The organism is Mycobacterium sp. 155 (genome assembly GCF_000373905.1).
Classification (GTDB): domain Bacteria; phylum Actinomycetota; class Actinomycetes; order Mycobacteriales; family Mycobacteriaceae; genus Mycobacterium.
In genome coordinates this window covers 844,604-867,612 of record NZ_KB892705.1, presented here as the reverse complement: position 1 = coordinate 867,612, position 23,009 = coordinate 844,604, and the positions used below count along the sequence as shown (strand labels likewise).

Annotated in this window: 23 protein-coding genes; 12 read left to right on the top strand and 11 right to left on the bottom strand. The window is 65.3% G+C overall.

From position 1 onward, the window contains the following. Window positions 1-56 precede the first annotated feature (56 nt). Window positions 57-2,108: a DUF4185 domain-containing protein gene (locus B133_RS0103990; protein ID WP_018599424.1), complete on the top strand. Its 2,052-nt coding sequence runs from the start codon at window positions 57-59 to the stop codon at window positions 2,106-2,108. Window positions 2,109-2,121: 13 nt separating this feature from the next. Continuing rightward, complete coding sequence (locus B133_RS0103985; RefSeq protein ID WP_018599423.1) at window positions 2,122-2,652, top strand: hypothetical protein; 531 nt, start codon at window positions 2,122-2,124, stop codon at window positions 2,650-2,652. 4 nt (window positions 2,653-2,656) lie between these two features. Here B133_RS0103985 and B133_RS0103980 read toward each other — a convergent pair whose 3' ends face one another. From B133_RS0103980 to B133_RS0103970, 3 genes are all read right to left on the bottom strand, one after another. Then, entirely contained in the window at window positions 2,657-3,169 is a 513-nt protein-coding gene (locus tag B133_RS0103980; protein WP_018599422.1) for a DUF3145 domain-containing protein, read from the bottom strand. A gap of 113 nt (window positions 3,170-3,282) precedes the next feature. Next, the gene (locus B133_RS0103975) at window positions 3,283-4,116 is read right to left on the bottom strand and encodes a serine hydrolase (protein ID WP_018599421.1); all 834 of its coding nucleotides are present in this window, start codon (window positions 4,114-4,116) and stop codon (window positions 3,283-3,285) included. 44 nt (window positions 4,117-4,160) lie between these two features. Continuing rightward, a complete protein-coding gene (locus B133_RS0103970; protein ID WP_232423255.1) occupies window positions 4,161-5,036 on the bottom strand; it encodes a chemotaxis protein CheY in 876 nt (291 codons plus the stop codon). Window positions 5,037-5,106: 70 nt separating this feature from the next. Here B133_RS0103970 and B133_RS0103965 point away from each other — a divergent pair, with 70 nt between their 5' ends. The 3 genes from B133_RS0103965 (at window position 5,107) to B133_RS0103955 (ending at window position 8,042) form a co-directional block, all read left to right on the top strand. Beyond that, window positions 5,107-6,192 carry an S-(hydroxymethyl)mycothiol dehydrogenase gene (locus B133_RS0103965; RefSeq protein ID WP_026255937.1) on the top strand — a complete coding sequence of 362 codons (1,086 nt, stop codon included), beginning with the start codon at window positions 5,107-5,109 and terminating at the stop codon, window positions 6,190-6,192. Further along, complete coding sequence (locus B133_RS0103960) at window positions 6,189-6,812, top strand: MBL fold metallo-hydrolase (protein WP_018599418.1); 624 nt, start codon at window positions 6,189-6,191, stop codon at window positions 6,810-6,812. Before B133_RS0103965 ends, B133_RS0103960 begins: the two co-directional genes overlap by 4 nt. Window positions 6,813-6,965: 153 nt before the next feature. Continuing rightward, entirely contained in the window at window positions 6,966-8,042 is a 1,077-nt protein-coding gene (locus B133_RS0103955) for a hypothetical protein (protein ID WP_018599417.1), read from the top strand. Here B133_RS0103955 and B133_RS0103950 read toward each other — a convergent pair. Both B133_RS0103950 and B133_RS25140 read right to left on the bottom strand, forming a co-directional pair. After that, a complete protein-coding gene (locus B133_RS0103950) occupies window positions 8,039-9,100 on the bottom strand; it encodes a DUF4185 domain-containing protein (protein WP_036418938.1) in 1,062 nt (353 codons plus the stop codon). The two genes, B133_RS0103955 and B133_RS0103950, sit on opposite strands and share 4 nt — an antisense overlap. Before the next feature lie 56 nt (window positions 9,101-9,156). Further along, on the bottom strand, window positions 9,157-9,291 hold the full coding sequence (locus B133_RS25140; protein ID WP_018599415.1) for a hypothetical protein: 135 nt from the start codon (window positions 9,289-9,291) through the stop codon (window positions 9,157-9,159). 42 nt (window positions 9,292-9,333) lie between these two features. On the opposite strand from B133_RS25140, the gene B133_RS24260 reads away from it, so the two are divergent. The 4 genes from B133_RS24260 (at window position 9,334) to B133_RS0103925 (ending at window position 11,623) form a co-directional block, all read left to right on the top strand. Then, window positions 9,334-9,483 carry a hypothetical protein gene (locus B133_RS24260; RefSeq protein ID WP_018599414.1) on the top strand — a complete coding sequence of 50 codons (150 nt, stop codon included), beginning with the start codon at window positions 9,334-9,336 and terminating at the stop codon, window positions 9,481-9,483. A gap of 70 nt (window positions 9,484-9,553) precedes the next feature. After that, window positions 9,554-9,802 carry a DUF1918 domain-containing protein gene (locus tag B133_RS0103935; RefSeq protein WP_018599413.1) on the top strand — a complete coding sequence of 83 codons (249 nt, stop codon included), beginning with the start codon at window positions 9,554-9,556 and terminating at the stop codon, window positions 9,800-9,802. Between the two features lie 55 nt (window positions 9,803-9,857). Then, a complete protein-coding gene (locus tag B133_RS0103930) occupies window positions 9,858-10,685 on the top strand; it encodes a patatin-like phospholipase family protein (protein ID WP_018599412.1) in 828 nt (275 codons plus the stop codon). Further along, a complete protein-coding gene (locus B133_RS0103925) occupies window positions 10,682-11,623 on the top strand; it encodes a 1-acyl-sn-glycerol-3-phosphate acyltransferase (RefSeq protein WP_018599411.1) in 942 nt (313 codons plus the stop codon). Before B133_RS0103930 ends, B133_RS0103925 begins: the two co-directional genes overlap by 4 nt. A gap of 50 nt (window positions 11,624-11,673) precedes the next feature. Here the strand turns inward: B133_RS0103925 and B133_RS0103920 are convergent, their stop codons facing one another. The 3 genes from B133_RS0103920 to B133_RS0103910 all read right to left on the bottom strand — a co-directional run bounded on the left by B133_RS0103920 (window position 11,674) and on the right by B133_RS0103910 (window position 14,693). Next, entirely contained in the window at window positions 11,674-11,847 is a 174-nt protein-coding gene (locus B133_RS0103920; RefSeq protein ID WP_018599410.1) for a CsbD family protein, read from the bottom strand. A gap of 155 nt (window positions 11,848-12,002) precedes the next feature. Then, window positions 12,003-13,256: a sensor histidine kinase gene (locus tag B133_RS0103915; protein ID WP_018599409.1), complete on the bottom strand. Its 1,254-nt coding sequence runs from the start codon at window positions 13,254-13,256 to the stop codon at window positions 12,003-12,005. A 75-nt stretch (window positions 13,257-13,331) separates the two neighbouring features. After that, window positions 13,332-14,693: a PE-PPE domain-containing protein gene (locus B133_RS0103910; RefSeq protein ID WP_018599408.1), complete on the bottom strand. Its 1,362-nt coding sequence runs from the start codon at window positions 14,691-14,693 to the stop codon at window positions 13,332-13,334. 283 nt (window positions 14,694-14,976) lie between these two features. Between B133_RS0103910 and B133_RS0103905 the strand changes: the two genes are divergently transcribed. After that, on the top strand, window positions 14,977-16,485 hold the full coding sequence (locus tag B133_RS0103905; protein ID WP_018599407.1) for an adenylate/guanylate cyclase domain-containing protein: 1,509 nt from the start codon (window positions 14,977-14,979) through the stop codon (window positions 16,483-16,485). A 9-nt stretch (window positions 16,486-16,494) separates the two neighbouring features. Here the strand turns inward: B133_RS0103905 and B133_RS0103900 are convergent, their stop codons facing one another. Beyond that, window positions 16,495-17,982 (bottom strand): serine/threonine-protein kinase, encoded by a 1,488-nt coding sequence (locus tag B133_RS0103900; RefSeq protein ID WP_018599406.1) that lies wholly within the window; start codon window positions 17,980-17,982, stop codon window positions 16,495-16,497. A 326-nt stretch (window positions 17,983-18,308) separates the two neighbouring features. On the opposite strand from B133_RS0103900, the gene B133_RS0103895 reads away from it, so the two are divergent. Continuing rightward, window positions 18,309-21,164: an RND family transporter gene (locus B133_RS0103895; protein ID WP_018599405.1), complete on the top strand. Its 2,856-nt coding sequence runs from the start codon at window positions 18,309-18,311 to the stop codon at window positions 21,162-21,164. A gap of 69 nt (window positions 21,165-21,233) precedes the next feature. Next, on the top strand, window positions 21,234-22,223 hold the full coding sequence (locus tag B133_RS23540; RefSeq protein ID WP_018599404.1) for a hypothetical protein: 990 nt from the start codon (window positions 21,234-21,236) through the stop codon (window positions 22,221-22,223). Window positions 22,224-22,305: 82 nt separating this feature from the next. Here B133_RS23540 and B133_RS0103885 read toward each other — a convergent pair whose 3' ends face one another. Both B133_RS0103885 and B133_RS24255 read right to left on the bottom strand, forming a co-directional pair. Further along, window positions 22,306-22,728: a nitroreductase family deazaflavin-dependent oxidoreductase gene (locus tag B133_RS0103885; RefSeq protein ID WP_018599403.1), complete on the bottom strand. Its 423-nt coding sequence runs from the start codon at window positions 22,726-22,728 to the stop codon at window positions 22,306-22,308. A gap of 25 nt (window positions 22,729-22,753) precedes the next feature. Then, window positions 22,754-22,894, bottom strand: a complete 141-nt coding sequence (locus B133_RS24255; RefSeq protein WP_157625782.1) for a hypothetical protein — start codon at window positions 22,892-22,894, stop codon at window positions 22,754-22,756. Window positions 22,895-23,009: the final 115 nt, after the last annotated feature.

Below are 23,009 nucleotides of genomic sequence, written 5' to 3'. Positions count from 1 at the left end.
GCCGAGCTGGACAAGGTACGTTGCTGCGGGTGGGTGGATCGAGTCAACGGAGCCTCATGGAAGCAAGTAAGCACGTCGGCCGCGCCGGCGCACTGGCGGTCGCGCTCGGCATCGGTACGGCGCTGACCGCCGGTACCGGTGTCGCATGGGCCGACGACAGCGGCAGCGACACCGGCAAGACAAGCACCAGCAGCAGCGAAGGCAAGACCCGCCGGACAGCCACTTCAGCAGCGACCCGCAAGGGTCCACTGTCGAAGATCGCCGACCGCGTCCACAAGGATGTCGAAGCCGGCCCCGATAGTGCCGGAAGTGCCCTGAAGCGCAACATCTATAACCGGCCCGGCACATCATCGCCGCGCGCGGAGACACGCATGAAAGTCAAGGGCGAGGCTCCAAAACGGGTTGCGTCGCGCGCGAGTAGCGGGAAGCTCGACACCACCAAGGTCGTCCCCGAGGCCGCCGGTACAGTACCGGATCTGCACCGGACCGAAGCCCCGAACACCGTGGTCGTGAAGGTCAAGGACGCGACCGCGGCTGCGGCGCAGCACAGCCCGGACATTGCGCCGACTCCTGTTACCCCCGGCCCGTCGCCCGCACTGTGGGCCGTAATGGCTTGGGCCCGCCGGGAAACCGAGCGGACGATCAACCCGAACGGCACCGCGAGCCTCGTATCGGTGACTGACGCGGCACCGGCGGCCGCGGTGAGTGATGTCCAGCTGACGGCAGCGGTCAGCCCGAACACGACAGTGGGCCCCAACCAGCTGACTCCCAAGCCGGCAGCCCCGCAGGTCGGTGAGACCACCTCCGTGGGTTGGGTGACCGGAGATTCCACGGCATCGTGGTATGTGGGAGGCACCGATCTCGGCATCATGTGGGACAACGGCTCAGGGAAGATTCTGACGATCTTCGGCGACACCTTCGACGACAGCGCGATGACCACCGGTTGGCGCAACAACGTGCTGTTCCGCACGGGCGACAGGAATCTGGGCGACGGGCTGCAGTTCGATGAAGGCGTGGTCACCCCGGGTGGAACCGGTCCGGGCACCAACTACGACGCCAATACGTGGTGGGGCCCGGCAGCGAGTTATCAGAACGGACTTGGCGCGGGCCCCATCGGTGCCTCACAGGTGATCCTGGCGAGTCCTGCCCTCAACGGTCTGGTCGGTACCACCTACACGATGATTCCCACCTCGGCCATCTCGGTCACCCAGGGTGACAAGACCACCCAGTACGTGACGGTCATGTCGGTGCGGACGTGGGACAACCCGGGCAGCTGGACCACCAACTATTCTGCGATCGCCTATTCCACTGACGGCGGCGAGCATTGGACCGTCGACCCCGATACCGTACGGGCCTCGGGCTTCTTACGAACCAACCAGTCGTTCGTCGCCGGCAATCAGAACTTCCAGCAGAACGCGCTGGTGTATGGCAACGCCGATGATCCCAACTCGTGGACGTCAGGGACGGTCGGCGAGGGTGAGCGCTACGTCTACGTGTACGGAACACCTTCGGGCCGTCAGGGTTCGGCGTATGTTGCGCGCGTCGCCGAGAGCGACCTCACCAATCTCGACGACTACGAGTACTGGTCAGGTGAAGACAAGGGCGGGTGGGTCAAGGGTGATCCCTCGGCGGCGACGTCGGTGATCGGCGGCGGCAACAGTAATTACCTGCCACTGCTGCCCAAGACCGGGTTCCTGGGCCACATCAACAAGTCGATCGCGGGCTTCATCAACGGCATCTGGGTCGGCGGTATCCCGACCAGAGGCAACGTCAGCGAGATGTCCGTGCAGTACAACGAATATCTCGGGAAGTACGTCGTGCTGTACACCGACGGCGGCAACAACGTGGTGATGCGAGTGTCCGACTCACCACAGGGTGAGTGGTCCGATGCCACCGTCCTGGTGGCGAACAACACGCTCGTCACGGATCCCGTTCTGGGGACCACACAGTCGGGCATGTACGCACCGATGATCCACCCGTGGTCGGGCACGGATCAGCTGGGTGCCGAGAACGAGCAGTACCTGTACTACAACCTCTCCTACTGGGGTGCCTACAACGTCGCGCTCAAGCAGACCGACCTCTCACCCATGAAAATCCAGTACACGTAACAGATCTGTCCTCATGAACCGTTCGCTCGCACTCGCTGTGGCCGCCATCGGGACCGCCGCCGCAGTGGGTGCCGGGGCGTGCGCCCGGGCGAATCCCGAACCAACACAGCCAGGCCCGTCCGAGACCGCGGCCCCGCGGGCCGGTTCCGGGTGCGACGACAATCTCGACAGTGCGTTGACGGAATTGCCCCACCCGGCCGCAGAAACCGGCACCGCCAAGAACTTGCTGCAGTGCACCGGCGGGGCGTGGCAGGGATACCTCGACCCCTATCCGGCCTCGGATCGCTGGCTGACCACCGGGCCCGAACTTGTCCTGCACGGTCAGGGTCGGAGGAACCCCGAGGTGCGAGCGGGTACGTGGACGGCGACGCCCCAGACCGACGAAACATCGTGTCGTGCCGAGGTTGTCGACGTGGTGGCTGCCGGTGAAACGTCGCCACCCGAGACGCACGCCGCCGATCCGGGCCAGCCGCTGACAATCGAATTCAGCGACCACCTGTTCACGGCGACGCTCAGCGGCTACTGCTTGTGGCAGCGCGGCTGACGCGCTACCCGACTCCCCTATTGAGCCAGCTGACTTCGCCGGCGTCCCCGCCGTCACGATAGGGCTCCAGCGCTTCGTCCCAGGCCGTGCCGAGTACTGAATCCAGTTCGGCGGCCAGCATGTCAGCGCCGCCGGCCATCAACGTCCGCAGCCGCATCTCGCCGACCATGACGTCGCCGTTGGCACTCATCGCACCGCTCCACAGACCGAGCTGCGGGGTGTGGCACCAACGGTGGCCGTCGACACCGGCACTGGGATCCTCGGTCACCTCGAACCGCAGCACCGACCAGGACCGCAGGGCGTTCGCCAACTGCGCTCCCGTGCCGACCGGGCCGACCCAATTGGTGACGGCACGTAGCTGCCCCGGCATCGCCGGTTGGGGCGTCCACTTGAGATTCGCCCGCGCCGACAGGGTCGACGACAACGCCCACTCGACATGCGGGCATACCGCCGCGGGTGAGGCGTGGACGTACACCACGCCTGTCGCCGCGTCGGCGAACTGGTTCGACGCACGCATCTGCTACTCCTTCGGCTTCACGAGGGACGTCTTCCCCAACGACCTAGCGATACCGATCGAGTAATGCAGTTGTGTCGTGCGTGTCTATTGTGCCTCGTGTGGCCTATGTTGCGCTAGTCTGACCCGATTTCTCTCAGGACACCGTCAGATATTGCTGGCCACAGCGGGTACGTCCACTCCCCGAAGTCGCGGTCGGTAAGCACCACCAACGCCGCATCAGCGTCGGGATCCACCCACAGAAACGTCCCCGACTGGCCGAAATGGCCGAACGTGGCCGGCGAGTTGGTCGCACCGGTCCAGTGCGGCGATTTGCTGTCGCGAATCTCGAACCCAAGCCCCCAATCGTTGGGTCGCTGCGCGCCGAAGCCCGGTAACACACCCGAGAGACCGGGAAACTGCACCGCGGTGGCGGCCGTGTGCATTGCCGGGGACACCAGCGCAGGCTGCAACAGCTCACGAGCGAACTTCGCCAGGTCGGCTACCGTCGACGTGCCCCCGAATCCCGCAGCGTCGGCCCCGCCGGACAGCGTCGACGCCGACATCCCGAGTGGCTCGAATACCGACTCGGTGAGGTACTGGCCGAACTCGATCCCCGACTCTTTCTCGATCGCCCGTGCCAGCACCGCGAATCCGGCGTTGGAGTAGATGCGACGCGTACCCGGCTTGGCGAGGACCTCAGTCGACAACATGGCCATGCCCGAGGCGTGTGCGAGGAGATGGCGGATGGTCGAGCCAGGCGGGCCGGCCGGCGTGTCGAGTTCGACGACCCCTTCCTCGACAGCGATCTGCGCGGCCCGCGCTACCAATGGCTTGGTCACCGACGCGAGCGCGAACGGCTTGGCCGTATCACCGTGGGCGCCACGCACCCCGAAAGGCCCTACCACCGCGGCGGCCGCGGCCGTCACCGGCCAGTCGTCAAGGACTTCCAGAACATCCGCAACGCTCATCGGTGCTCCTTTGCTCTTCGCGCAAGCGCTCATCACCCGAAAACCTAGCCCGTGCGCCCCATGCCACGCGCAAGCAATCCATCCGCCAAACCGGCGGCCACGGCGTCCACTTCGGCAACCAGGCGACGCAAGTCGACGCCACGCCGCACCAACTCGGCGGTGTCGGCGCTCGACTCCACCGAGAGCCGGTACACATCGCAAATCGCGCGGTAGGCCGATTGCGAGGCCTGCGTGGTTTCGCACCACTGTTGCATCGACCGAGTCCAGGACCGCAGCCGCTCGCGGTCGCCACGACGCTGCGCCAGGCTCAACGCTCGCCGGTAGACATCGCCGGCCCACTCCATCGGCACTCGCTCATCGAGCATCGGCAACAGGACATCGTCGAGCGTCGCCACACCGGCGGCGGCGTCGACCGCGGTGGTGCTCAGACCCTCGAGCACGCGCGCCAGCGTCGTCACGGCCACGTCGTCGATGCGTCCGGCGATTCCCGCGAGTTCCCGCGCCGCATCGGCCTGCTGGCTCGATTCGTCGGCGTCGGCCGCAATCACTCCGGTGAGATACATCAGGTAACCGTGCGCGCCGACCTCCGGAACACCGCGCAGAAGCACCTCAGCCCGCTGCGCCCAATGCCGCGCCAGGGCTAGATGACCGCGAGCCAGCCAGGCCAGGCCGAGTTCGGCCGCCTTCATGGCAGCCTGAACGGGATCCGTGCGCAGTAAGCGGCTGTGGACACGTTCGTTGATTCGCACGGCTTCCCCGCCGTGGCCCTGGCGCCAGGCCACCGCCGCGAAAACCGCAAGATCGTCAGTGTCGAGTGCCTGCACGCCTTCGACACGGCTGAAGGATTCGTAACTGGTGCGCCAGTCATTTCGCCGGTACGCCGACCGCGCGATGACGAGAAGTTCGGTCCGATCGTCCACCACAACCAACGATATCGCGAAGGTGCGCAAGGGGCCGTCGGTTCGGTACGCGCGGTATTAGGTTATGAGCATGAGCCAGATTGTTCGTGGCGTCATCGCCCGTAGCGCCAAAGCGCCCGTCGAGTTGGTAGAGATTGTTATTCCGGATCCGGGTCCCGGTGAGGTAGTGGTGTCCATCCAGGCGTGCGGGGTGTGCCACACCGATCTGACCTACCGCGACGGTGGCATCACCGACGAATTCCCTTTCCTACTCGGCCACGAAGCCGCAGGCCTCGTCGAGTCGGTGGGTGAGGGTGTCACCCACGTCGCCCCCGGCGACTTCGTGATACTCAACTGGCGAGCGGTATGCGGGGAATGCCGCGCCTGTAAACGCGGCCGCCCCCACCTGTGTTTCGACACCCACAACGCCATCCAAAAGATGACTCTCACCGACGGCACCGAACTCACCCCCGCCTTGGGCATCGGCGCCTTCGCTGATAAAACCCTGGTGGCCGAAGGCCAATGCACCAAAGTCGACCCCACTGCCGACCCCGCCATCGCCGGGCTGCTCGGCTGCGGTGTCATGGCCGGCATCGGCGCCGCCGTCAACACCGGTGCGGTCACGCTCGATGACACCGTCGCCGTCATCGGCTGCGGTGGCATAGGCGACGCCGCCATCGCCGGCTCAGCCCTGGTCGGCGCCAGAAAGATCATCGCCGTCGACACCGACAACACAAAGCTCAACTGGGCCCGCGATTTCGGCGCGACCCACACCATCAACGCACTCGAACTCGACCCGGTCGAAACTATCCGGGACCTCACCGACGGCGTCGGCGCCGACGTCGTGATCGATGCGGTCGGACGTCCCGAAACCTGGAAGGAGGCCTTCTACGCCCGGGCCCTGGCCGGCACCCTCGTGCTGGTCGGCGTTCCCATCCCCGGCATGACGCTGGAGATGCCGCTGGTCGACTTCTTCTCCCGCGGTGGATCATTGAAGTCCTCGTGGTACGGCGACTGCTTACCCGAACGCGACTTCCCCACCCTCATATCCCTCTACATGCAGGGCCGCCTCCCCCTGCAGAGGTTCGTCACCGAACGCATCAGCCTGAATGCCGTCGAAGAGTCCTTCCATCGCATGCATGCCGGTGAGGTGCTGCGTTCGGTGGTCGTGCTATGAGCGCGATCCAGCGGGTGGTCACCTCCGGCACCTTCTCCCTCGACGGCGGCACCTGGGACGTCGACAACAACATCTGGCTCATCGGTGACGACTCCGACGTGGTGGTCTTCGACGCCGCCCACACCGCACAACCGATCATCGACGCCGTCGGCGGCCGCAACGTCGTCGCGGTGGTCTGCACCCACGGGCACAACGACCACATCACGGTCGCGCCTCAACTCGCGGCGGCCCTGGACGCCCCGGTGCTGCTGCACCCCGCCGACGAGATGCTGTGGCGAGAAATCCACCCTGACGATGCCTTCCGCCCCGTTACCGACCGCCAGGTACTGACCGTCGCCGGAATCGACCTGCACGCCCTGCACACCCCCGGGCACTCCCCGGGCTCCGTCTGCTGGTCAGCACCCGACTTGAGCGCCGTCATCTCCGGGGACACCTTGTTCCACGGCGGCCCGGGAGCCACCGGACGCTCCTACTCCGACTTTCCCACCATCCTCGACTCCATCTCCAAGCGGCTCGGCGTCCTCCCCGGAGAGACCGTGGTCTACACCGGCCACGGCGACACCACCACCATCGGAGACGAAATCATTCATTACGACGACTGGGTGGCGCGCGGCCACTGACGATGCACCGCGAGGAACGAGCGGGGAGGAGGAAGTGGCCAAACCAACACCGCCACTGACGATGCACCGCGAGGAGCGAGCGGGGATCGGCACCTCGCCGTATGCGTGGACCGGACCGGTCGCGCAGGATCGCGATCGGCGGCGGAGCTAGATATGCCGGAATCCAGCCTCGTGGTGCGCCCGGACCCGGACGATGATCGCAACCAGACGCCGAGTTCGCGGTTACAGGCGGCCGGATTGAGCTCGGCGATAACACTTTTCGCCGAGGCCGCCCGCACCGTACCGCTGCCGGCCCCGCCCCAGCCGATCGTCATCGCCGACTACGGCGCGGGTACGGGGCACAATGGCCTGCTCGCGATCGGAACGGCGGTCAGCGTGCTGCGAGGCCGCACCCGCCCCGAACATTCGGTCCTGGTGACGCACACAGATACTCCCGACAATGACTTCACCACGATGTTCCGCACTCTCTCGGAGGATCCGGACTCCTATCTGCGCAGGGATACAGCAACGTTCGCCTCAGCAGTCGGCCGGTCCTACTACAACCAGATCCTGCCGTCGAACAGCATCAACCTGGGCTGGTCGGCGTGGTCGATTCTGCAGCTGAGTCGGGTGCCGATGCCGGTCGGCGATCACATCGCGGTGGCCTACAGCGCCGAGGCCCACGTCAAAGCCGCCTACGCGCAGCAGGCCGCACACGACTGGCAGGAGTTCGTGGCGTTCCGAGGGCGCGAGCTATGTCCCGGCGGCAAACTCGTGGTCCTGACGATGGCCCTGACCGAGGATGGCGACTTCGGCTGTCGCCCAGCGCTATTCGCTCTCAACGACGCGCTTTGTGAACTGGCTGACGACGGAGTCATCAGCGGCGACGAATTGCATCGGATGTCATTGCCCATCGTGGGCCGCGCCGCAGCGGATTTTACCGCCCCCTTCGTGCCGTCCGGGCATTTCGAACGGCTGTCCGTCGAACACCTCGAGGTGTTCGATGCCGACGACCGATTCTTCAACCAGTACCGCATCGACCATGACGCAAAGGCCTTCGGCGCCCAGTGGGCCGCGTTCTGTCGGTTCGCGGTGTTCGGCGCGCTGGCCGATGTCCTCGACGGAACAGGTCGGCGCCCGGTGTTCTTCGACCGGCTCGAAGCCGGCGTGGCAGCCCGGCTGGCCGCGGCCCCGGAACAGACGCGAATCCCACTCGCCGAGGTGGTTCTGGTCAAGCGAGCCAAGAGTTAAACCGACCGCGGGTCGGCCGGCCGTGGCGTCCTGCTGGTGTTCCTCAGTTGACCCTTGAATTGCATTGCCCGGTAAGGCCATCCGGTATCGGTGCGCCACTGGGACACCACCAGTCCGACCCCGCCCTGCACGTCGAAGCGTGAGCCCGGCAGTAGATAGCCGCCATAAAGCTGGGCGACCCTGCTGTCGGCGGGGTCTTCGTCGGCCCACGACGACCCGACAACCGGTATCTGTAACGGCGCCGTGTACGTGTTGGCGACCGGCGAATCGACGACGCGGTAGCCGAGAGCGTACTGCGACGCCAAAAACCCGCCCAGAACCCATGTTCGGGCGGATACCCGACGGAATGTCAGCTCTCCCCAGCGTTCTCCGGGTGGGGTGATCGGTGTGGCCCGCCGGCCCCATCCCCAGCTGCCGTTGGTGAAGCCCCAGCAGCTGTACTGGGTGCGTTGCCCGATCTGTTGGGGCCGCACCCGCATCAGGATGACGCCCTTGTCACGCTGAAAACCTGTGGCCACCACATAAACCCAGCCGTCGTCGGGGTCGTAATCCCAGGACCAGCACTGCGCGTAGCCGCCCTGGAGATCGCCCGGGAACTTGGCCTGCTCCCCCATATGGGTCCAGGAGACACCGCTGTCGTCCGAGCGCCAGATCTCGGTCCACATCACATTGCCGAAGCCGTGGTTGACGATGGCGTGCAGGTAGATCGAATCATCTACGCGGAGCAGATCTGACGGGATCACGGTGCTGATACCGCCGCGGCTCCATCCGCTGGATGCGTCGTCATGAATGTACGGCCACAGCTGGCGCGCATAGCCGGGATCAGCCCCGGCGGCACGTTCGTAGACGATCTCATGATCGGCGTCGCCGGTGCCGATCAGCGCCACCGGGGAACGCCAATCACCCTGCCCCACCATCGTTCCCGAGAAGGTGTCGCCGAACACCGAGACCAGCTTGCCGTTGGGCGCCACGACCGATGCACCGAGGTCGGTGGCAGTCACACCGAAGCGGGAGGTGCGGCCCGGGCCGGTCAGGTCGACGACCTTGCCGTTGAGCATCGGCAGCCTCGGAGTCTGGTCACCCTGCAACGGGCGGCCGGCGCCGCCGCCGACGCTCACGTGCACAACCGCAGGCCGCCGGGCTCACAATCCAGCCGTACGACCTGCGCCGAGCCGGCAAACCCCACAACGAGTCCGCTTCCGAGGATCAAGGACAGGGCGGCCGCGGCAGCCGTGCGCTTGAAGGTCACAATGGGTGAGTATCGCAGTCTTCATCAGCGTCGTCACCGGTATTGCCTACCGACGTTTCGGTCGGGCCCGGCGGCGCGGCGTCCGGCTACCTGCTGATCCTCGACGAATCGACGGCCTCCCTTGATGTTTCGACAAAGTCGCGGGTGCTGGACCTGTTCATCGCGCACGACCTGGCGGTGTGCACCGGATAGGGCCTTCCCCGTCGCCGCCGCTGAGCGCACGATGGAAGTGTTCGCCGAGTAGGCGAAGGGAGGATGGACGATGAAAGCGCACGTCGGCGATTTTCTGGTTGTGAAGGGCACAACCACCGACCAGCATGAGCAGCACGCCGAGATCATCGGGGTTCGCGCCGAGGACGGCTCTCCCCCGTACGAGGTGCGGTGGTTGGTCACCGGCCGCGAAGCGGTGATGTACCCCGGAACGGACGCCGTGGTGGTCTCGGCCGCGGAACACTCGCGGGCCGCCGAGCGAGTGGCCGAACGGACCGGCCGCCCCGGCGCCGAACACTAGGCCAGGAGCGACGCTCGGCCGATATAAGCGCCACCACTGTGGGTATAGCTGTCACGTGGGCTGCGATGCGTTTGTCTTGGGCGGCGGCGGAGTGCTGGGCGCGGCCGAGGTCGGCATGGCCCGCGCCCTCCTGGAGGCGGGAGTTCACCCCGATCTGGTATGCGGCACATCGATCGGGGCGATCAACGGCGCGGCGATCGCGGTGGACCCCACCCTGGGAGGTGTGACGCGCCTATTGACGATTTGGGACGCGCTTTCCGGAGACGGAATCTTCGACGGCTCCCCGCTGCGGCAGGTCGCCGAGGTCGTGCGCAGCAAGACAGCGTTGCACGACAACCATCAACTCCGTGAGCTGTTGCGTGAGCACTTGCCCATCAAAACCTTCGAAGATCTCCCGGTACCCTTCGAATGCGTCGCCGCCAGCATCGAACGCAGCCGTGAGCACTGGTTCAACACCGGCGACCTGATCGAGCCGGTGCTGGCCTCGTGTGCACTGCCCGGGGTGTTTCCCCCGGTGCGAATCGGCGATGAGCACTTCTACGACGGTGGCCTGGTGAACAGCATCCCACTGAATCGCGCGGTGACCCTCGGCGCCGATACCGTTTGGGTGCTGCATGTCGGCCGGCTGGAAGAAGAACTCACCCCACCGCAGTTCCTGTGGGAGGTCGGCTTCGTGGCCTTTGAGATCTCGCGCCGACACCGCTTTCTCCGCGATCTGGAGCACGTGGGTTCCGACGTCGCTGTGCATGTGCTGCCATCTGGTCTGCCCCAGCGGCCGGCCGCCACGTGGTCGAATCTGCGCTACCGCGATACCCGGCGCATAGCGCGACGTGCTGAACTGGCGTACGACGCCACGCGAGAATATCTTGAGGCGCTGTCATGACGGCCCTGCACCGGGCTGCGACCATACCGGTCATCGCGACCCTCATGCTCTTCATATTGCTCACGGGGCCAATCTATTTGGTCGTCGCCGGCCTGGTCAGCCTGACGACTCGGTCAAGCCGTCCGCTGCGGTCCGTGGCTTTGGTGATGGCGTACGCACTGATCGAATTGCGCACATTGGCCAAGCTTCTGGGTGGTGACCGCGACTGCGATCGGCTGATGTTCGACTTCGGCAGCATGGCCCACGACGCTGTCCGCCGGCTTCTCGACGTCGAGGTCGCGATAGGTCCGGGCTCAGTGACCTCCGAAGAGATTCCCGACGGCGCGCCTGTCATCGTGCTGTCACGGCACTGCGGCCCCGGGGACAGCATTCTGATCGCCTGGCTGCTGATGACCGAATACCGCCTACAGGTCCGGGTTGTCGCCAGGGCAGCTCTCCGGCTGGAACCTGTTTTCGACGTCGCGGGTCAGCTGGGGTGTGTGTGCTTTGTGAGTCACGGCGACCGCGCCCGTGCCCAGATCCGAGATCTGGCTGCATCGCTGTCCAGTGGACAAGCACTACTTCTGTTTCCCGAAGGCGCGAACTTCAGTGTGTCGCGGTGGCGCGCCACTATCGCCGAGCTCCGCTCGACGGGCCGGATTCGCGCAGCCGCACGGGCGTTCCGCCAGTCCCATACGCTGCCGCCACGTGCAGGCGGTGCGATCGCCGCGGTGTCCGGCGCGCCGAGCGCGAGCGTCCTTGTGCTGAGCCATACCGGCTTCTGTCCTGACGGGCGAGCACGCCCCTGGTGGCAGCTGCCGATTCACCGACAGCTCCTGGTCCACACCGAACTGTTTCGGGCAGACCAGCGTCCGCGGCCCGATGAAATCAGCGCTTGGCTCGAACAGACGTGGGCTCGGATCGACTCCTGGGTCGCCGAGCAGGCCGATCACCCCTGAGCAGCCCAGTGGTGGCGGCCGGCGCTACCACTGGGCTGCTCAGGAGAACCCTAATCCTTGAACGCGTCCTTGACCTTCTCGCCGGCGTCCTTCAAATGTGACTTCACTTGGTCGCCCTTGCCTTCGTTTTCGGTGCTCTTGTCGCCGGTGATCTTGCCGATAGCTTCCTTGGCCTTACCGCCCAGTTCCTGACCCTTGTTCTTCGCTTTGTCGATTGCGCTCACAGTTCTTCTCCTCTTTCGCGGAGGCGACCCGCGTGGCCGACCGTCCCAGCCCTTGGATACCTCACGAACCGGTAATCGAAACTCGGCGTCCACCATGCACCATGGGTCGTGGTGGCCCTCAGCAGATCCCGAGTTATGAAGGGCCTGCGCGACGGTCAGTCACGCGGCAGCGGTAGAACGATCGCGACCTCGGTGCCTGCGGTTGTCGCGTGGGCATCGAACTGGCCGCACGATGCGAGGACCTTGGTGCGGATCGATGCCATGCCGATGTGGCCTTCGGCAATGCTTTTCGCCAACCGCGCATCGGAGATACCGACCCCGTCGTCGATGATCCGCAACCGCGCCTCGCCGGCCTCGCAGCTCAGCTCGATGCGCAAGGTCTGAGCGTGGGCATGTTTGATGACGTTGGTGGTGAATTCACGCGCCGCGCTGTACAGCAGATGATCGGCGTCGGTGCGAAAGTCCGCGGGCCAGGTCGAGGAGTCGATGTCGACCGCGAGATCGTCACGGGCGGCGATGCTGTCGGCCAGTGCCTCGATCGCGGCTTTGAGGCCGGCGCGGTTGAGGATCTCGGGGTGCAGCTCACGGACAGCGTCGCGCAGCAGCGCCGAACATTCCTTGAGTGCCGTTTCCACCAGGTCCAGCGCGGGGCCCGACCCGGCCCGGACATCCTCGAGATCGCCTCGCGCAACGAGCACGTACTGCAGCGGCCCGTCGTGTAGTCGCTCCGAGAGAGCTTGGCGTTCACGCTTCTCCAAACCCAGCACATCGTCGAGCAGTTGGGTTCGCTGTCGGGCCAGCTCCTCGATTGTCTCGACCTTCGACCGCTGAATCCGGGACAACGCGACCGAACCGGCCGCCAGCCCCGATAACACGATGGTGTTCAACAGAATCGACGACCACGGCTCTTCGTTGCCGGCCTGGCTGATCCAACTGACCACGATGTATGCCGTGATCGTCGGAATCGCCGTGACGGCACTGAGGAACGGATCCAGCTGCGCCGCGGCGATCACCGGAATCAGGAACAGCCCGGTACGCAACACATTCGACGTCCATTCCTCCGGCGAGTGCAAGCCGGTGAGCACCGAGAGGATGGACACCAGCGCGACGTCGGCGGCGAGCATGAACAGTGCCGGCGGCCGACTGGTGATGTCTTCCGACGAGGGCCCCGTACGCAACACCCACCAGCTCCACGCGGCCAGTACGGCCACGTACACAGCCACCGCCAGGACGCAGACCCACAGGTCGCGCTGCGGGGGCTGCAACAGCAACGTGACGGCGATGTAGCCCACCAACACCACCCGCAGCGCCCACTGCAGGAGAATGCCGTAGAAGACCGGACGCCCCGACGAGTCAGGAAGGATCTGCAGCACACGAACGTTCGCCGCGCGCTCATCGTCTCCGGCCATCAAGGCTCCTGTCCCCGCAAATGCGTGGACAAAGTATAGGGCGGCAACCGATGTCGCCGGATGCTCCTCAGCGGGTCACGACGACGGCTTGTCGCCGGACACGACCTTCTTCACGGCGTTCTGCACACCTTTCGCCACGCCGCTCACGGTCGAGTTGACGCTGCCCGCCACCTTCTGCACGGGATTGGCGCGACCAGCCGGCTTACTCGATTTCATCGGATTCGGAACCGACCTGTTGGCCGAGGACAACGGCTTGTTGGGCGAGGACAACGCTGACACACCGGACAATCCGGGCAGACCGGTAGTCGACAACGACGATGTGGTCAGGTTGCCAGTGAAGATCTTGGCCGTGCTCGAGGCTTCGGCGAGCGGTCTCGTCACCAACGTGGCCGGCGCGGACAGGTCCTCTTCAGCGGTGGCCGCAGCCTTCGTCACGCCGGCCTGGACATCGCCGGGCAAAGCGCCGAGGGTGCCCGTCATATCGGATGCCGGCGGCAGCAGACCGACCGGCCGGGTCTTGGTGGGATCCTGCGGGATCGGCTGGTTGTCCTGGTAGCCCGCGTTGACGATGTCGGTAAGCGCAGGCTCGACAGCGTCGGCGACGATGTCCCCGCCGGGTAGCAACAACAGCGGCCGCACCAGCGGCAGCCTGTCGGTCGTGAAGGTCACGTACGTGACATTGCCGGACACCTCGTATTTGGTATACGTACCGTCCGGCGCGACGACGTAGTGGTAGTGCACCGGATCGGTAGGCTGAGCAGCGAGCGCTTCGGCTGGCATCGGCGCACTCGACTGCGCGCCATAGCCATAGGCGTACGCCGCAAGCGCATTTGCGTCGGCAACCACGTTGAGCGGGTAGGTCGGGGCGTCGGAGTTGATGTTGTATTCGTAGGCGGTGTCGACCACCGGAACCGACACGTCGCTGGGCTCCGGAGCTGCCGACGTCCCCAGCAGTGGCGCGAACATCCAGTAGGTGGTCCAGAATCCGCCGCCGGCCCGGTTGGTGTTGTTGTCGAGGATGACCAGTTTGACGTTGTTCAGGGCCGAGTCGTTGTTGGCTTGCATGCTCGCCAGCGCGAGTCCGGTCTGGCCGGCACCCCAACCCGATGACACCACCACCAAGTCAGGATCAGTGCTGTTCTGGTCGATCGCGTCGGCGATTCCCTGCGGCCCCAGGAAGAACGGCACCACCTGCTGCGGCGGATTCGTCTGCGCGTAGTCCGTGCCGTAGTAGGTGGAGCCGGCGAAGATCTGCGCCGTCGAGTTCGCCGGGGTGATCGCCGCGACCAGCGCCACCGCGGGCGCGGCAAAAGTCGTCGTCGTTCCCGTCATCACCGCGGTGGACAGTCCCGTAGCGCTCACCGCGGCTGCGGTCAGCCCGGGGACCCAGCGAGCTGCGGATCGGATGCGCGACGGCTGGCGATGCTTACCGGACATGAGGGCCCTTCCGTGATGGTGTCATCGGGTCTGACAGGCCGGCCGAAATGCCCCACACGCGCGGCCTCCGCTCCTGTCACGCGTGCGCCTCCGTCCCGACGATGCGCACAAAACCTCGAATTTGGCAAAAGCTAGCATGCCCGGTCAGCCGGGATAACCGGGTTCGAAGCAAAATTTCAGTGAAATCGTCCGAACGGCCGACGGCATCCAGATCGAGGCTTTGCGGCGATCGAGTAGCGCACTACGCTAGTCGGCCCCCGGCGATATTTAGCAGGCTTTCGGTATGGACCTGATCGCTGCGGATGCCGGTGAGGCGCTCCGCTGCACCACGTTCAAGCGGTGGGTGTGGGGTGCGGCCGCCGTGAGTATCGCCGGCGGCGGGATCGTCGGGGCTTTCCTGGCATTCGCCGCACCGATCGTGCTGAGTCCGACGGCCACCGAACGGTTACTTGTTCGCGGCGGAACCACGCTCGTCGTGTTCCTCGTCGTCGCCATCCCGGTGATGCTGCGGGTGCGGCGGCACCGGTTCGCCGCGAGCACCGCTTGGCTGCGGGAAAACCGCCTACCAACCGCTGCCGAACAGCGGATGACCCTGGGCGCACCGGGTGAGGCGGTGCGGATGTCGGTCATCGTGTGGGGTGTCGGGGCGGTGGTCTTCGGCTCACTGGCCGTACCCGACGCACTGTCCACCGCGCTCTACATCTTCAGCGTGGTGACGCTGGGCGGAATGTCCACCAGCGCAGTGTGGTACCTGATCGTCGAGCGCGTCATGCGGCCGATCTCAGCCCAGGCGCTCAGCGGCGGTACGCCCGAACGCCGCGTCGGACCGACCATCCAGCGCAGGCTCACCATGGCCTGGACCCTCGCCACCGGTGTGCCACTACTCGGCGTCGCGATGCTGGCACTCGGCTATCTCGCCGACTCCGATTACCGAACCCAGCGCACCATCGCGGCCATCCTGGTGCTCGTCACGGTGGCATTTGTGGTGGGGCTCTTCGCGATTCTGGTGGCCGTACGCTCGGTGGCCGAACGGGTGCGCGCGCTGCGCCACGCACTGGCACGAGTACAGAACGGGGATTTCGATGCGCGAGTCGAGGTCGACGACGCCAGCGAAATCGGCCGACTGCAAGCCGGTTTCAACACCATGGCAGCGGGTTTAGCCGAACGCGAATGCATTCGGGCCACGTTCGGCACTTACGTGGATCGCGATGTGGCCGAACATATCCTGTGCGCAGGCGGAACCTTGCAGGGCCAGGAGGTGGACGTCACGCTGATGTTCGTCGATGTCCGCGGTTTCACGACATTCGCCGAGCAGCTCCCGCCTGCCGATGTGGTCGCCACGCTCAACCGCCTGTTCGAGCGGATCGTTCCGCTCGTCCATCAACACCACGGGCACGTCGACAAGTACGCCGGTGACGGTCTCATGGCGGTCTTCGGTGCACCCCGGCACCGGGCTCGTCACGCCGACGAGGCGCTCGCGGCCGCGCTGCAGATCGCCGATGCGGTGCACGTCGAGTTCGGCGGTCGGCTGTCGGTGGGTGTCGGGCTCAACTCGGGTCCGGTAGTAGCCGGAAATGTCGGTGGCGCAGGACGTTTCGAGTTCTCGGTTATCGGCGACACGGTCAACGTGGCCGCCCGCGTCGAGGCAGCCACCCGGCAAACCGGCGATGCGGTCCTACTCACGGCCGATACGCTCGAGCTCCTCACCGACCACCGCGTCACGTTCTCCGAACGTCCGGGCCTGACCCTCAAGGGCAAGACCACGCCGGTGCAGATCTACGCGCCTGCGTGACCCGGTGGCCTATCCCGACGAATACTGTTGTGCCGGTTCGTCAGAATCGACGTGGCCGTTGCTGATGATGGTGAGGCTGTCCGGACGGATCTCATACAGTGCACCGTCGGCCGGGTTGGTGGCGTTGAACCCGTCACCGGACCGTTCGGCCTGGGCGATTTCCAGGTGGGCACCGTCGCTGAGCCGTTCGCCGCGGTAGTAGTAACTGTCCGGCCCGCTCTGGCAGATCACCGCGATCGACGACGCCGTCTTGATCATCGCCGCCGGGGTGCTGCCCGAGTCGCAGCGGGCCGTATGCCCGACGAAGCCCTGGGTGTCTGTACCGGTCATCGGGGCCGCCGCGGATCGCGTCGTGGATGTCGTCGCCGACGGTTCGGTTGACGATTCGGTGGGTGCGCTCGCACCGGTCGCCGAGGGCGACACCGCCACGGCAGTCTTGGGCGTCGAGCCGTCGCCATTACCGCTGAGCACCAGGACCGCTGCCAGCACGGCGGCGACACCGAGCAGCAGCACCGTCGCGATCACTAGTCGCACCTGGCTACGGGTCCAGCGGGATCGTCTGACCGGGCCCTCGGGGGCGTGCACCAGGGCCGGCGGCGGAGTGGGGCGGGACACGGCTTCCGGTTCCGGTACCGGCGGCGCCACGCCGACCGCAGGGTTGCCGGAGATGGCCGCCCGGGCGGCCCTGGCCAGTTCACCCGCCGATGCGTAACGGTGGGTCGGATCCTTGGCCATGCCCCGGGCGATGACGTCGTCGAACGCGCGCGGCATGCCGCGTCGCATGATGCTCGGCCGCGGCGGCGCGGAGAACATGTGGGCGCTCATGAGCTGCCGAAGGTCACCAGTCTCGAACGGTGGACGACCGATGAGGCATTCGTAGAGCAGGCAGGTCAGCGCGTAGACATCGGCCGGTGGCCCCACGGCGGCACCGGAGAACCGCTCAGGTGCCATATAGGCGCTCGAGCCGATCACCACGCCCGTCATCGTCACGGTGGCCTCGCCGCCCACGTGGGCGATGCCGAAATCGACCAGGTACGCGAAATCGTCACCGGTGAGCAGGACGTTCTCAGGTTTGATGTCCCGATGCACGAGGCCGCCGGCGTGCGCGGCGTCGAGCGCCGACGCCACCTGTGTGGCGATGGACACGGCACGTCCAGGATCGAGCGGCCCGTTCATCCGCAGCGCTTCTTTCACACTGACACCCTCGACCAGCCGCATATCTATATAGAGGACGCCGTCGATATCGCCGAAGTCGTGCACCGGGATGACATGGGGTTCTTGCAGTCGGGCCGCAGCGCGCGACTCGCGTCGAAACCGTGCCTGGTAACTACGGTCCGCGGCCACCTCGGTCCGCAGCAGCTTGACCGCGACCATCCGGTCTTTCACCGTGTCGTACGCCCGGTATACCTCTCCCATTCCCCCGACCCCTATCAGCGACCTCAGTTCGTACGGCCCGAACCGGGTGCCGACGCGCGAAGCGTCGTGGGGGGATGCCATTCCACGATCCTTTCGGCCCAGCTGGACTCGGTCGGTGACCACCGTCCGGGCATGCGCCGACGGGCAAGGTGTCGCGGTATCCAGGCGGAGGGTCTCGCGACGCGGCTTCACCAAGCCCTGGGCGCGGACGCGGTGGTCTCGGAAACGAGGATAGCGGCGGTGCGAAGCACGCCCCCGCGCCCCATTGTCACGCTGGAGTGGCAGTCGGCCTCGACAGCCACTCCAGCGTGACAAAGCGTGCGCGCACGGGCTCCACCAAACGACCGTTCAACGGGATAGGGTCGGCCGGAGCATCCCAGCCCAAATCGACCACCCAAGGTTTTCAGATGGCCGACGCCAGTGCATCCACGACGACCCACACCGGGATCGCCCGTTGGATTCGCCGACTCGCCATTCCGATCATCCTGGGGTGGATCGGCCTGGTAGCCGTGCTCAATACGACGGTGCCCCAGCTCGAGGTCGTCGCCAAGACGCGGTCGGTGTCGATGAGCCCAGGAGAGGCTCCGTCGGTGATCGCGATGAAACGTGTCGGTGTGGTGTTCGACGAGTTCCATTCCGACAGCTCGGCGATGATCGTGTTGGAGGGTGACAAGCCGCTCGGCGACGACGCGCACTACTTCTACAACGACATGGTCGCCAAGTTGAGGGCGGACACCAAGCACGTCGAACACGTCCAGGACTTCTGGGGTGATCCGCTGACAAAAGCAGGGGCACAGAGCAACGACCTAAGAGCCTCCTACGTGCAGGTCTACCTCGTCGGCAACATGGGTGAGACTCTGGCCAACGAGTCGGTGGAGTCGGTCCAGAAGCTGGTCAACGGGCTGTCCCCGCCGCCTGGGGTCAAGGTGTACGTGACGGGCCCGACGGCACTGGCCGCCGATCAGCAGATCTCCGCCGACCGCAGCATCCAGATGATCGAAATGGTCACCTTCGTCGTGATCGTCACGATGCTGCTCCTGGTCTACCGATCTGTCGTCACCGTGATCATCGTGCTGGCCATGGTGGTCATGGAGTTGTCGGCGGCGCGCGGAGTGGTTGCGTTCCTGGGCTATCACAACCTGATCGGGCTGACACCTTTTGCCACCCAGCTTTTGGTCACTCTGGCGATCGCCGCCGCCACCGACTACGCGATCTTCCTCATCGGGCGTTACCAGGAGGCGCGCGGCAACGGCGAGGACCGGGAACAGGCCTACTACACGATGTTCCACGGCACCGCCCATGTGGTGCTGGGCTCGGGCATGACGATCGCTGGGGCAACGTTCTGCCTGCACTTCACCCGGTTGCCCTACTTCCAGTCGCTGGGCATTCCGATGGCGGTCGGCATGATGGTCGCAGTGATCGCGGCGCTCACCCTCGGGCCTGCAGTCATCACGGTGGCGAGCCGGTTCGGGCGCACGCTGGAACCCCGGCGGGCCATGCGGATCCGGGGTTGGCGACGGTTGGCAACTGTCGTCGTGCGGTGGCCGGGTCCGGTTCTGCTCGGCACCATCCTGCTGTCGCTGGTGGGGCTGCTGACACTGCCCGGTTATCGGACCAACTACAACGACCGCAACTACCTGCCCGCCGATCTGCCCGCCAACGCCGGGTACGCGGCCGCCGAACGCCACTTCTCACCAGCCAAGATGAACCCCGAGCTGCTGCTCATCGAAACCGACCACGACGTTCGCAACTCGGCCGATTTCCTGGTGATCGACAAGATCGCCAAGGCCATCTTCCAGGTACCCGGGATCGGTAGCGTTCAGGCGATCACCCGTCCGGACGGCAAGCCACTGAAATTCAGCACGATTCCAGCTCAGATGAGCTTGGGCGGCGTCATGCAGACCATGAACCGCAAATACCTGACCGACCGTGCCGACGACATGCTGCTGCAGGCCGATGACATGCAGAAGACCATCGACATCATGGACCGGATGATCACGCTCATGGAGGAGATGAGCGCGACGACGCACAGCATGGTGGGCAAGACCCACGACATGGTCACTGACGTCGCCGAATTGCGGGACAGCATTTCCGATTTCGACGACTTCCTGCGACCGCTGCGCAACTACCTGTACTGGGAGCCGCACTGCTACGACATCCCGATCTGCTGGTCGATGCGATCGGTGTTCGACGGGCTCGACGGCGTCGACACGATGACCGCGAGCTTCCAGGAGCTGCTGCCTGACATGGACCGACTCGACGCTCTCATGCCGCAGATGGCGGCCATGATGCAGCCGCAGATCGAGACCATGAGAAGCACCAAGACGATGATGCTCACGATGTACCAGACCCAGAAGGGTCTGCAGGATCAGATGGCGGCCATGCAGGACGGCCAGTCCGCGATGGGTGATGCGTTCAACGATTCCAAGAACGATGACACCTTCTACCTGCCACCGGAGACATTCAACAACAGCGACTTCAAGCGCGGGATGAAGAGCTTCATCTCCCCCGACGGAAAAGCCGTGCGGTTCATGATCTCTCACGAAGGCGACCCGTTGACGGCCGACGGCATCAAGCTGATCGACGGGATCAAGCTGGCTGCCAAGGAAGCCATGAAGAACACGCCGTTCGAGGGGTCCAAAATCTACCTGGGCGGGACCGCAGCGGCATTCAAGGACATGCAGGAAGGCAACAACTACGACCTGATCATCGCCGGGATCTCGGCTCTGTCCCTGATTTTCATCATCATGCTGCTGATCACTCGCAGTCTGGTGGCCGCGGCGGTGATCGTGGGCACGGTGCTGGTCTCGCTGGGCACGTCGTTCGGATTGTCAGTCCTGGTGTGGCAGCACCTGCTCGGGATCGAACTGCACTTCATGGTGATGGCGATGGCCGTGATCGTGCTGTTGGCAGTCGGTGCCGACTACAACCTGTTGCTCGTGGCGCGACTCAAGGAAGAGCTACCGGCAGGCATCAACACCGGCATCATCCGTGCGATGGGCGGCAGTGGATCGGTGGTGACCGCCGCCGGCCTGGTGTTCGCGTTCACCATGATGTCGATGGTGGTCAGCGAGATGACCGTGGTGGCGCAGGTCGGTTCGACGATCGGGCTGGGCCTGCTGTTCGACACCCTCGTGATCCGGTCGTTCATGACGCCGTCGATCGCAGCGTTGATGGGCCCCTGGTTCTGGTGGCCACAGGTGGTGCGTCGACGCCCGGCACGGGGTGTGGTGGCGCGGGCATTGGACCGCTCGGGCGCTTAAGCCTACAAGGGCCAGGTCAGCCCGTTATCCTGAGTCTCCCCCAGCGGCGACACCTGTGGAGGAGCGGGGATGACGGGACCGCAGGTCGACAACGCTTCTACCGCAGATACCCGGGCATCCGCACGGGCGATGCTGTGGGTCGTATTCCTGTTGCTTTTCGTGTTCTCTTACAGCGAGGAAATCATCGGGCTGCTGTTCGACCTCGTCAGCACCGGTGCCCACAACAGCTGGCGGACCAACTTCGGCTGGCGAATGTTGGTGGTCGCCATCGAGATCGTCGTACTGCTGGTCGTGGGGCTGAAGAAACGGGCGATCGGCCGCATCGACGGCACGGGCCCACGCCTCTGGCCGTTGTGGTGGACCGGATTCGGCGTGCTGATCATCTTGGACCTCGTGCTCTCCGAATTGCCGTTCCGGCCCTCGGTGTGGGTCCTTTTGGCTGCGTCGGTCGTCATCGCGGCCACCATGGGCACCATGATGGCCACATCGCTCAATGCCGATCCCCGTGTGCTTTTCAGCGCCGACCGACGCGCAGCGCATCCCACGGACTGGCGGCGAGCACGCGCGGTCGTGCCGTTGGTGCTGGGAACGTTCGCCTGCTATCTGGCAGCTATCGCCTACAACCGCTCGCTCGATGTCGACAGCGTCCGAACCCTGCCGTCCGATGTGGCAGCGCAAATCGCCGCGCTCCCACTCGCGGAACGTCTTGGCACACTGGAGATCGCATGTGAGAGCGCGGTCGGCTCGGCGTACTTCAACAATGTCGTCGCGGTGATTCCGTTGTTGCTGCTGACGCTCGGCGTGGAGTTCAACTTCTTCCGGCGCAATCTGCGCGACCCCGCGCAACGCGCGACCACGGCCGCCACTGTCACCGTGCTGTCCGCAGCGCTGGTCTTCGCGCTGTCGACGTTGCCGTTCGACGGTCAGGGCTGCAACGACATGCTGTCCGACTGGCACGAGTTCTTGACGTTCGTCATCACCGCGCAGGGCATCTCCATCGGATTGATCACCCTGGTATGGCTGCTGGTGTCCAGTTCCCCCGACGACGACGGAACCTGACCGACCATTCTCGACAGCGTTGCGATCAACACTTATGACGCTCGGCACGTGGCCGAGACCGCCGTGGCCGGCGCATGAGCCACTACTTCCGGATCAACTCAAAGACGGGAATGACTCGGTCGGTGCGGGCCTCGTAGTCGGCGAAGCCCGGTGCTCGCTGCTTGATGATCTCGTAGACGCGGTTACGTTCCTCGCGCGGTAGTTCACGCGCGGTAACCGCGCTTGGGCCGTCGGTGCCGATCTCGACCCAGGCGTCGGGATTCACGCGAATGTTGAAGGCCCACGCGGGGTCCCGGTCCCGGCCGGCCGACGATCCGGCGATGTAGATGGCCCCGTCGATGTCGAAGTACGCCACCGGATTGACCCGCTGCGCACCGCTCTTGGCGCCGGTCGAGGTGAGCAGCAGCAGCGGGAATCCCTCGAACTGGCCACCGACTTTGCCGTCGTTGGCGCGAAACTCCTCGATGTTGCGTTCGTTGAAGTCACGTTCGCTCTGATCCGTCATGCGTTCATCGTGACACGTTACGTGGCTACCGGCCGAGAGCGGCAAGTTCCTGCGGGGTGATCAGACGCTCCTGCTCGGCAGGATAGCGTCGGCTCATGATGGGACGGCGGATCAGCTGAAGGGCAATCCGCGCGGTTCGCGTGTCGAACGTTCGGCTCATGTTCACGGCTTTCACTCCATTCCTCTGATCGGGTTCACCCCAGCCTGGGAAGTGTCGGAAACGTATCGGCGAGCGCGGGAAACACCACGCGATCCGACCGCCAGCGCGGTGTATCCGTGCC

Coding starts and splice junctions, on each gene's coding strand:
- B133_RS0103905 (WP_018599407.1), top strand. CDS start 14,977: ATGGACCTGATCGCTGCGGATGCCGGTGAGGCGCTCCGCTGCACCACG.
- B133_RS0103965 (WP_026255937.1), top strand. CDS start 5,107: ATGAGCCAGATTGTTCGTGGCGTCATCGCCCGTAGCGCCAAAGCGCCC.
- B133_RS0103895 (WP_018599405.1), top strand. CDS start 18,309: ATGGCCGACGCCAGTGCATCCACGACGACCCACACCGGGATCGCCCGT.
- B133_RS0103910 (WP_018599408.1), bottom strand. CDS start 14,693: ATGTCCGGTAAGCATCGCCAGCCGTCGCGCATCCGATCCGCAGCTCGC.
- B133_RS0103960 (WP_018599418.1), top strand. CDS start 6,189: ATGAGCGCGATCCAGCGGGTGGTCACCTCCGGCACCTTCTCCCTCGAC.
- B133_RS0103950 (WP_036418938.1), bottom strand. CDS start 9,100: ATGCTCAACGGCAAGGTCGTCGACCTGACCGGCCCGGGCCGCACCTCC.
- B133_RS0103955 (WP_018599417.1), top strand. CDS start 6,966: ATGCCGGAATCCAGCCTCGTGGTGCGCCCGGACCCGGACGATGATCGC.
- B133_RS0103885 (WP_018599403.1), bottom strand. CDS start 22,728: ATGACGGATCAGAGCGAACGTGACTTCAACGAACGCAACATCGAGGAG.
- B133_RS0103990 (WP_018599424.1), top strand. CDS start 57: ATGGAAGCAAGTAAGCACGTCGGCCGCGCCGGCGCACTGGCGGTCGCG.
- B133_RS0103915 (WP_018599409.1), bottom strand. CDS start 13,256: ATGGCCGGAGACGATGAGCGCGCGGCGAACGTTCGTGTGCTGCAGATC.
- B133_RS0103935 (WP_018599413.1), top strand. CDS start 9,554: ATGAAAGCGCACGTCGGCGATTTTCTGGTTGTGAAGGGCACAACCACC.
- B133_RS0103985 (WP_018599423.1), top strand. CDS start 2,122: ATGAACCGTTCGCTCGCACTCGCTGTGGCCGCCATCGGGACCGCCGCC.
- B133_RS0103980 (WP_018599422.1), bottom strand. CDS start 3,169: ATGCGTGCGTCGAACCAGTTCGCCGACGCGGCGACAGGCGTGGTGTAC.
- B133_RS0103900 (WP_018599406.1), bottom strand. CDS start 17,982: ATGGCATCCCCCCACGACGCTTCGCGCGTCGGCACCCGGTTCGGGCCG.
- B133_RS0103975 (WP_018599421.1), bottom strand. CDS start 4,116: ATGAGCGTTGCGGATGTTCTGGAAGTCCTTGACGACTGGCCGGTGACG.
- B133_RS23540 (WP_018599404.1), top strand. CDS start 21,234: ATGACGGGACCGCAGGTCGACAACGCTTCTACCGCAGATACCCGGGCA.
- B133_RS0103925 (WP_018599411.1), top strand. CDS start 10,682: ATGACGGCCCTGCACCGGGCTGCGACCATACCGGTCATCGCGACCCTC.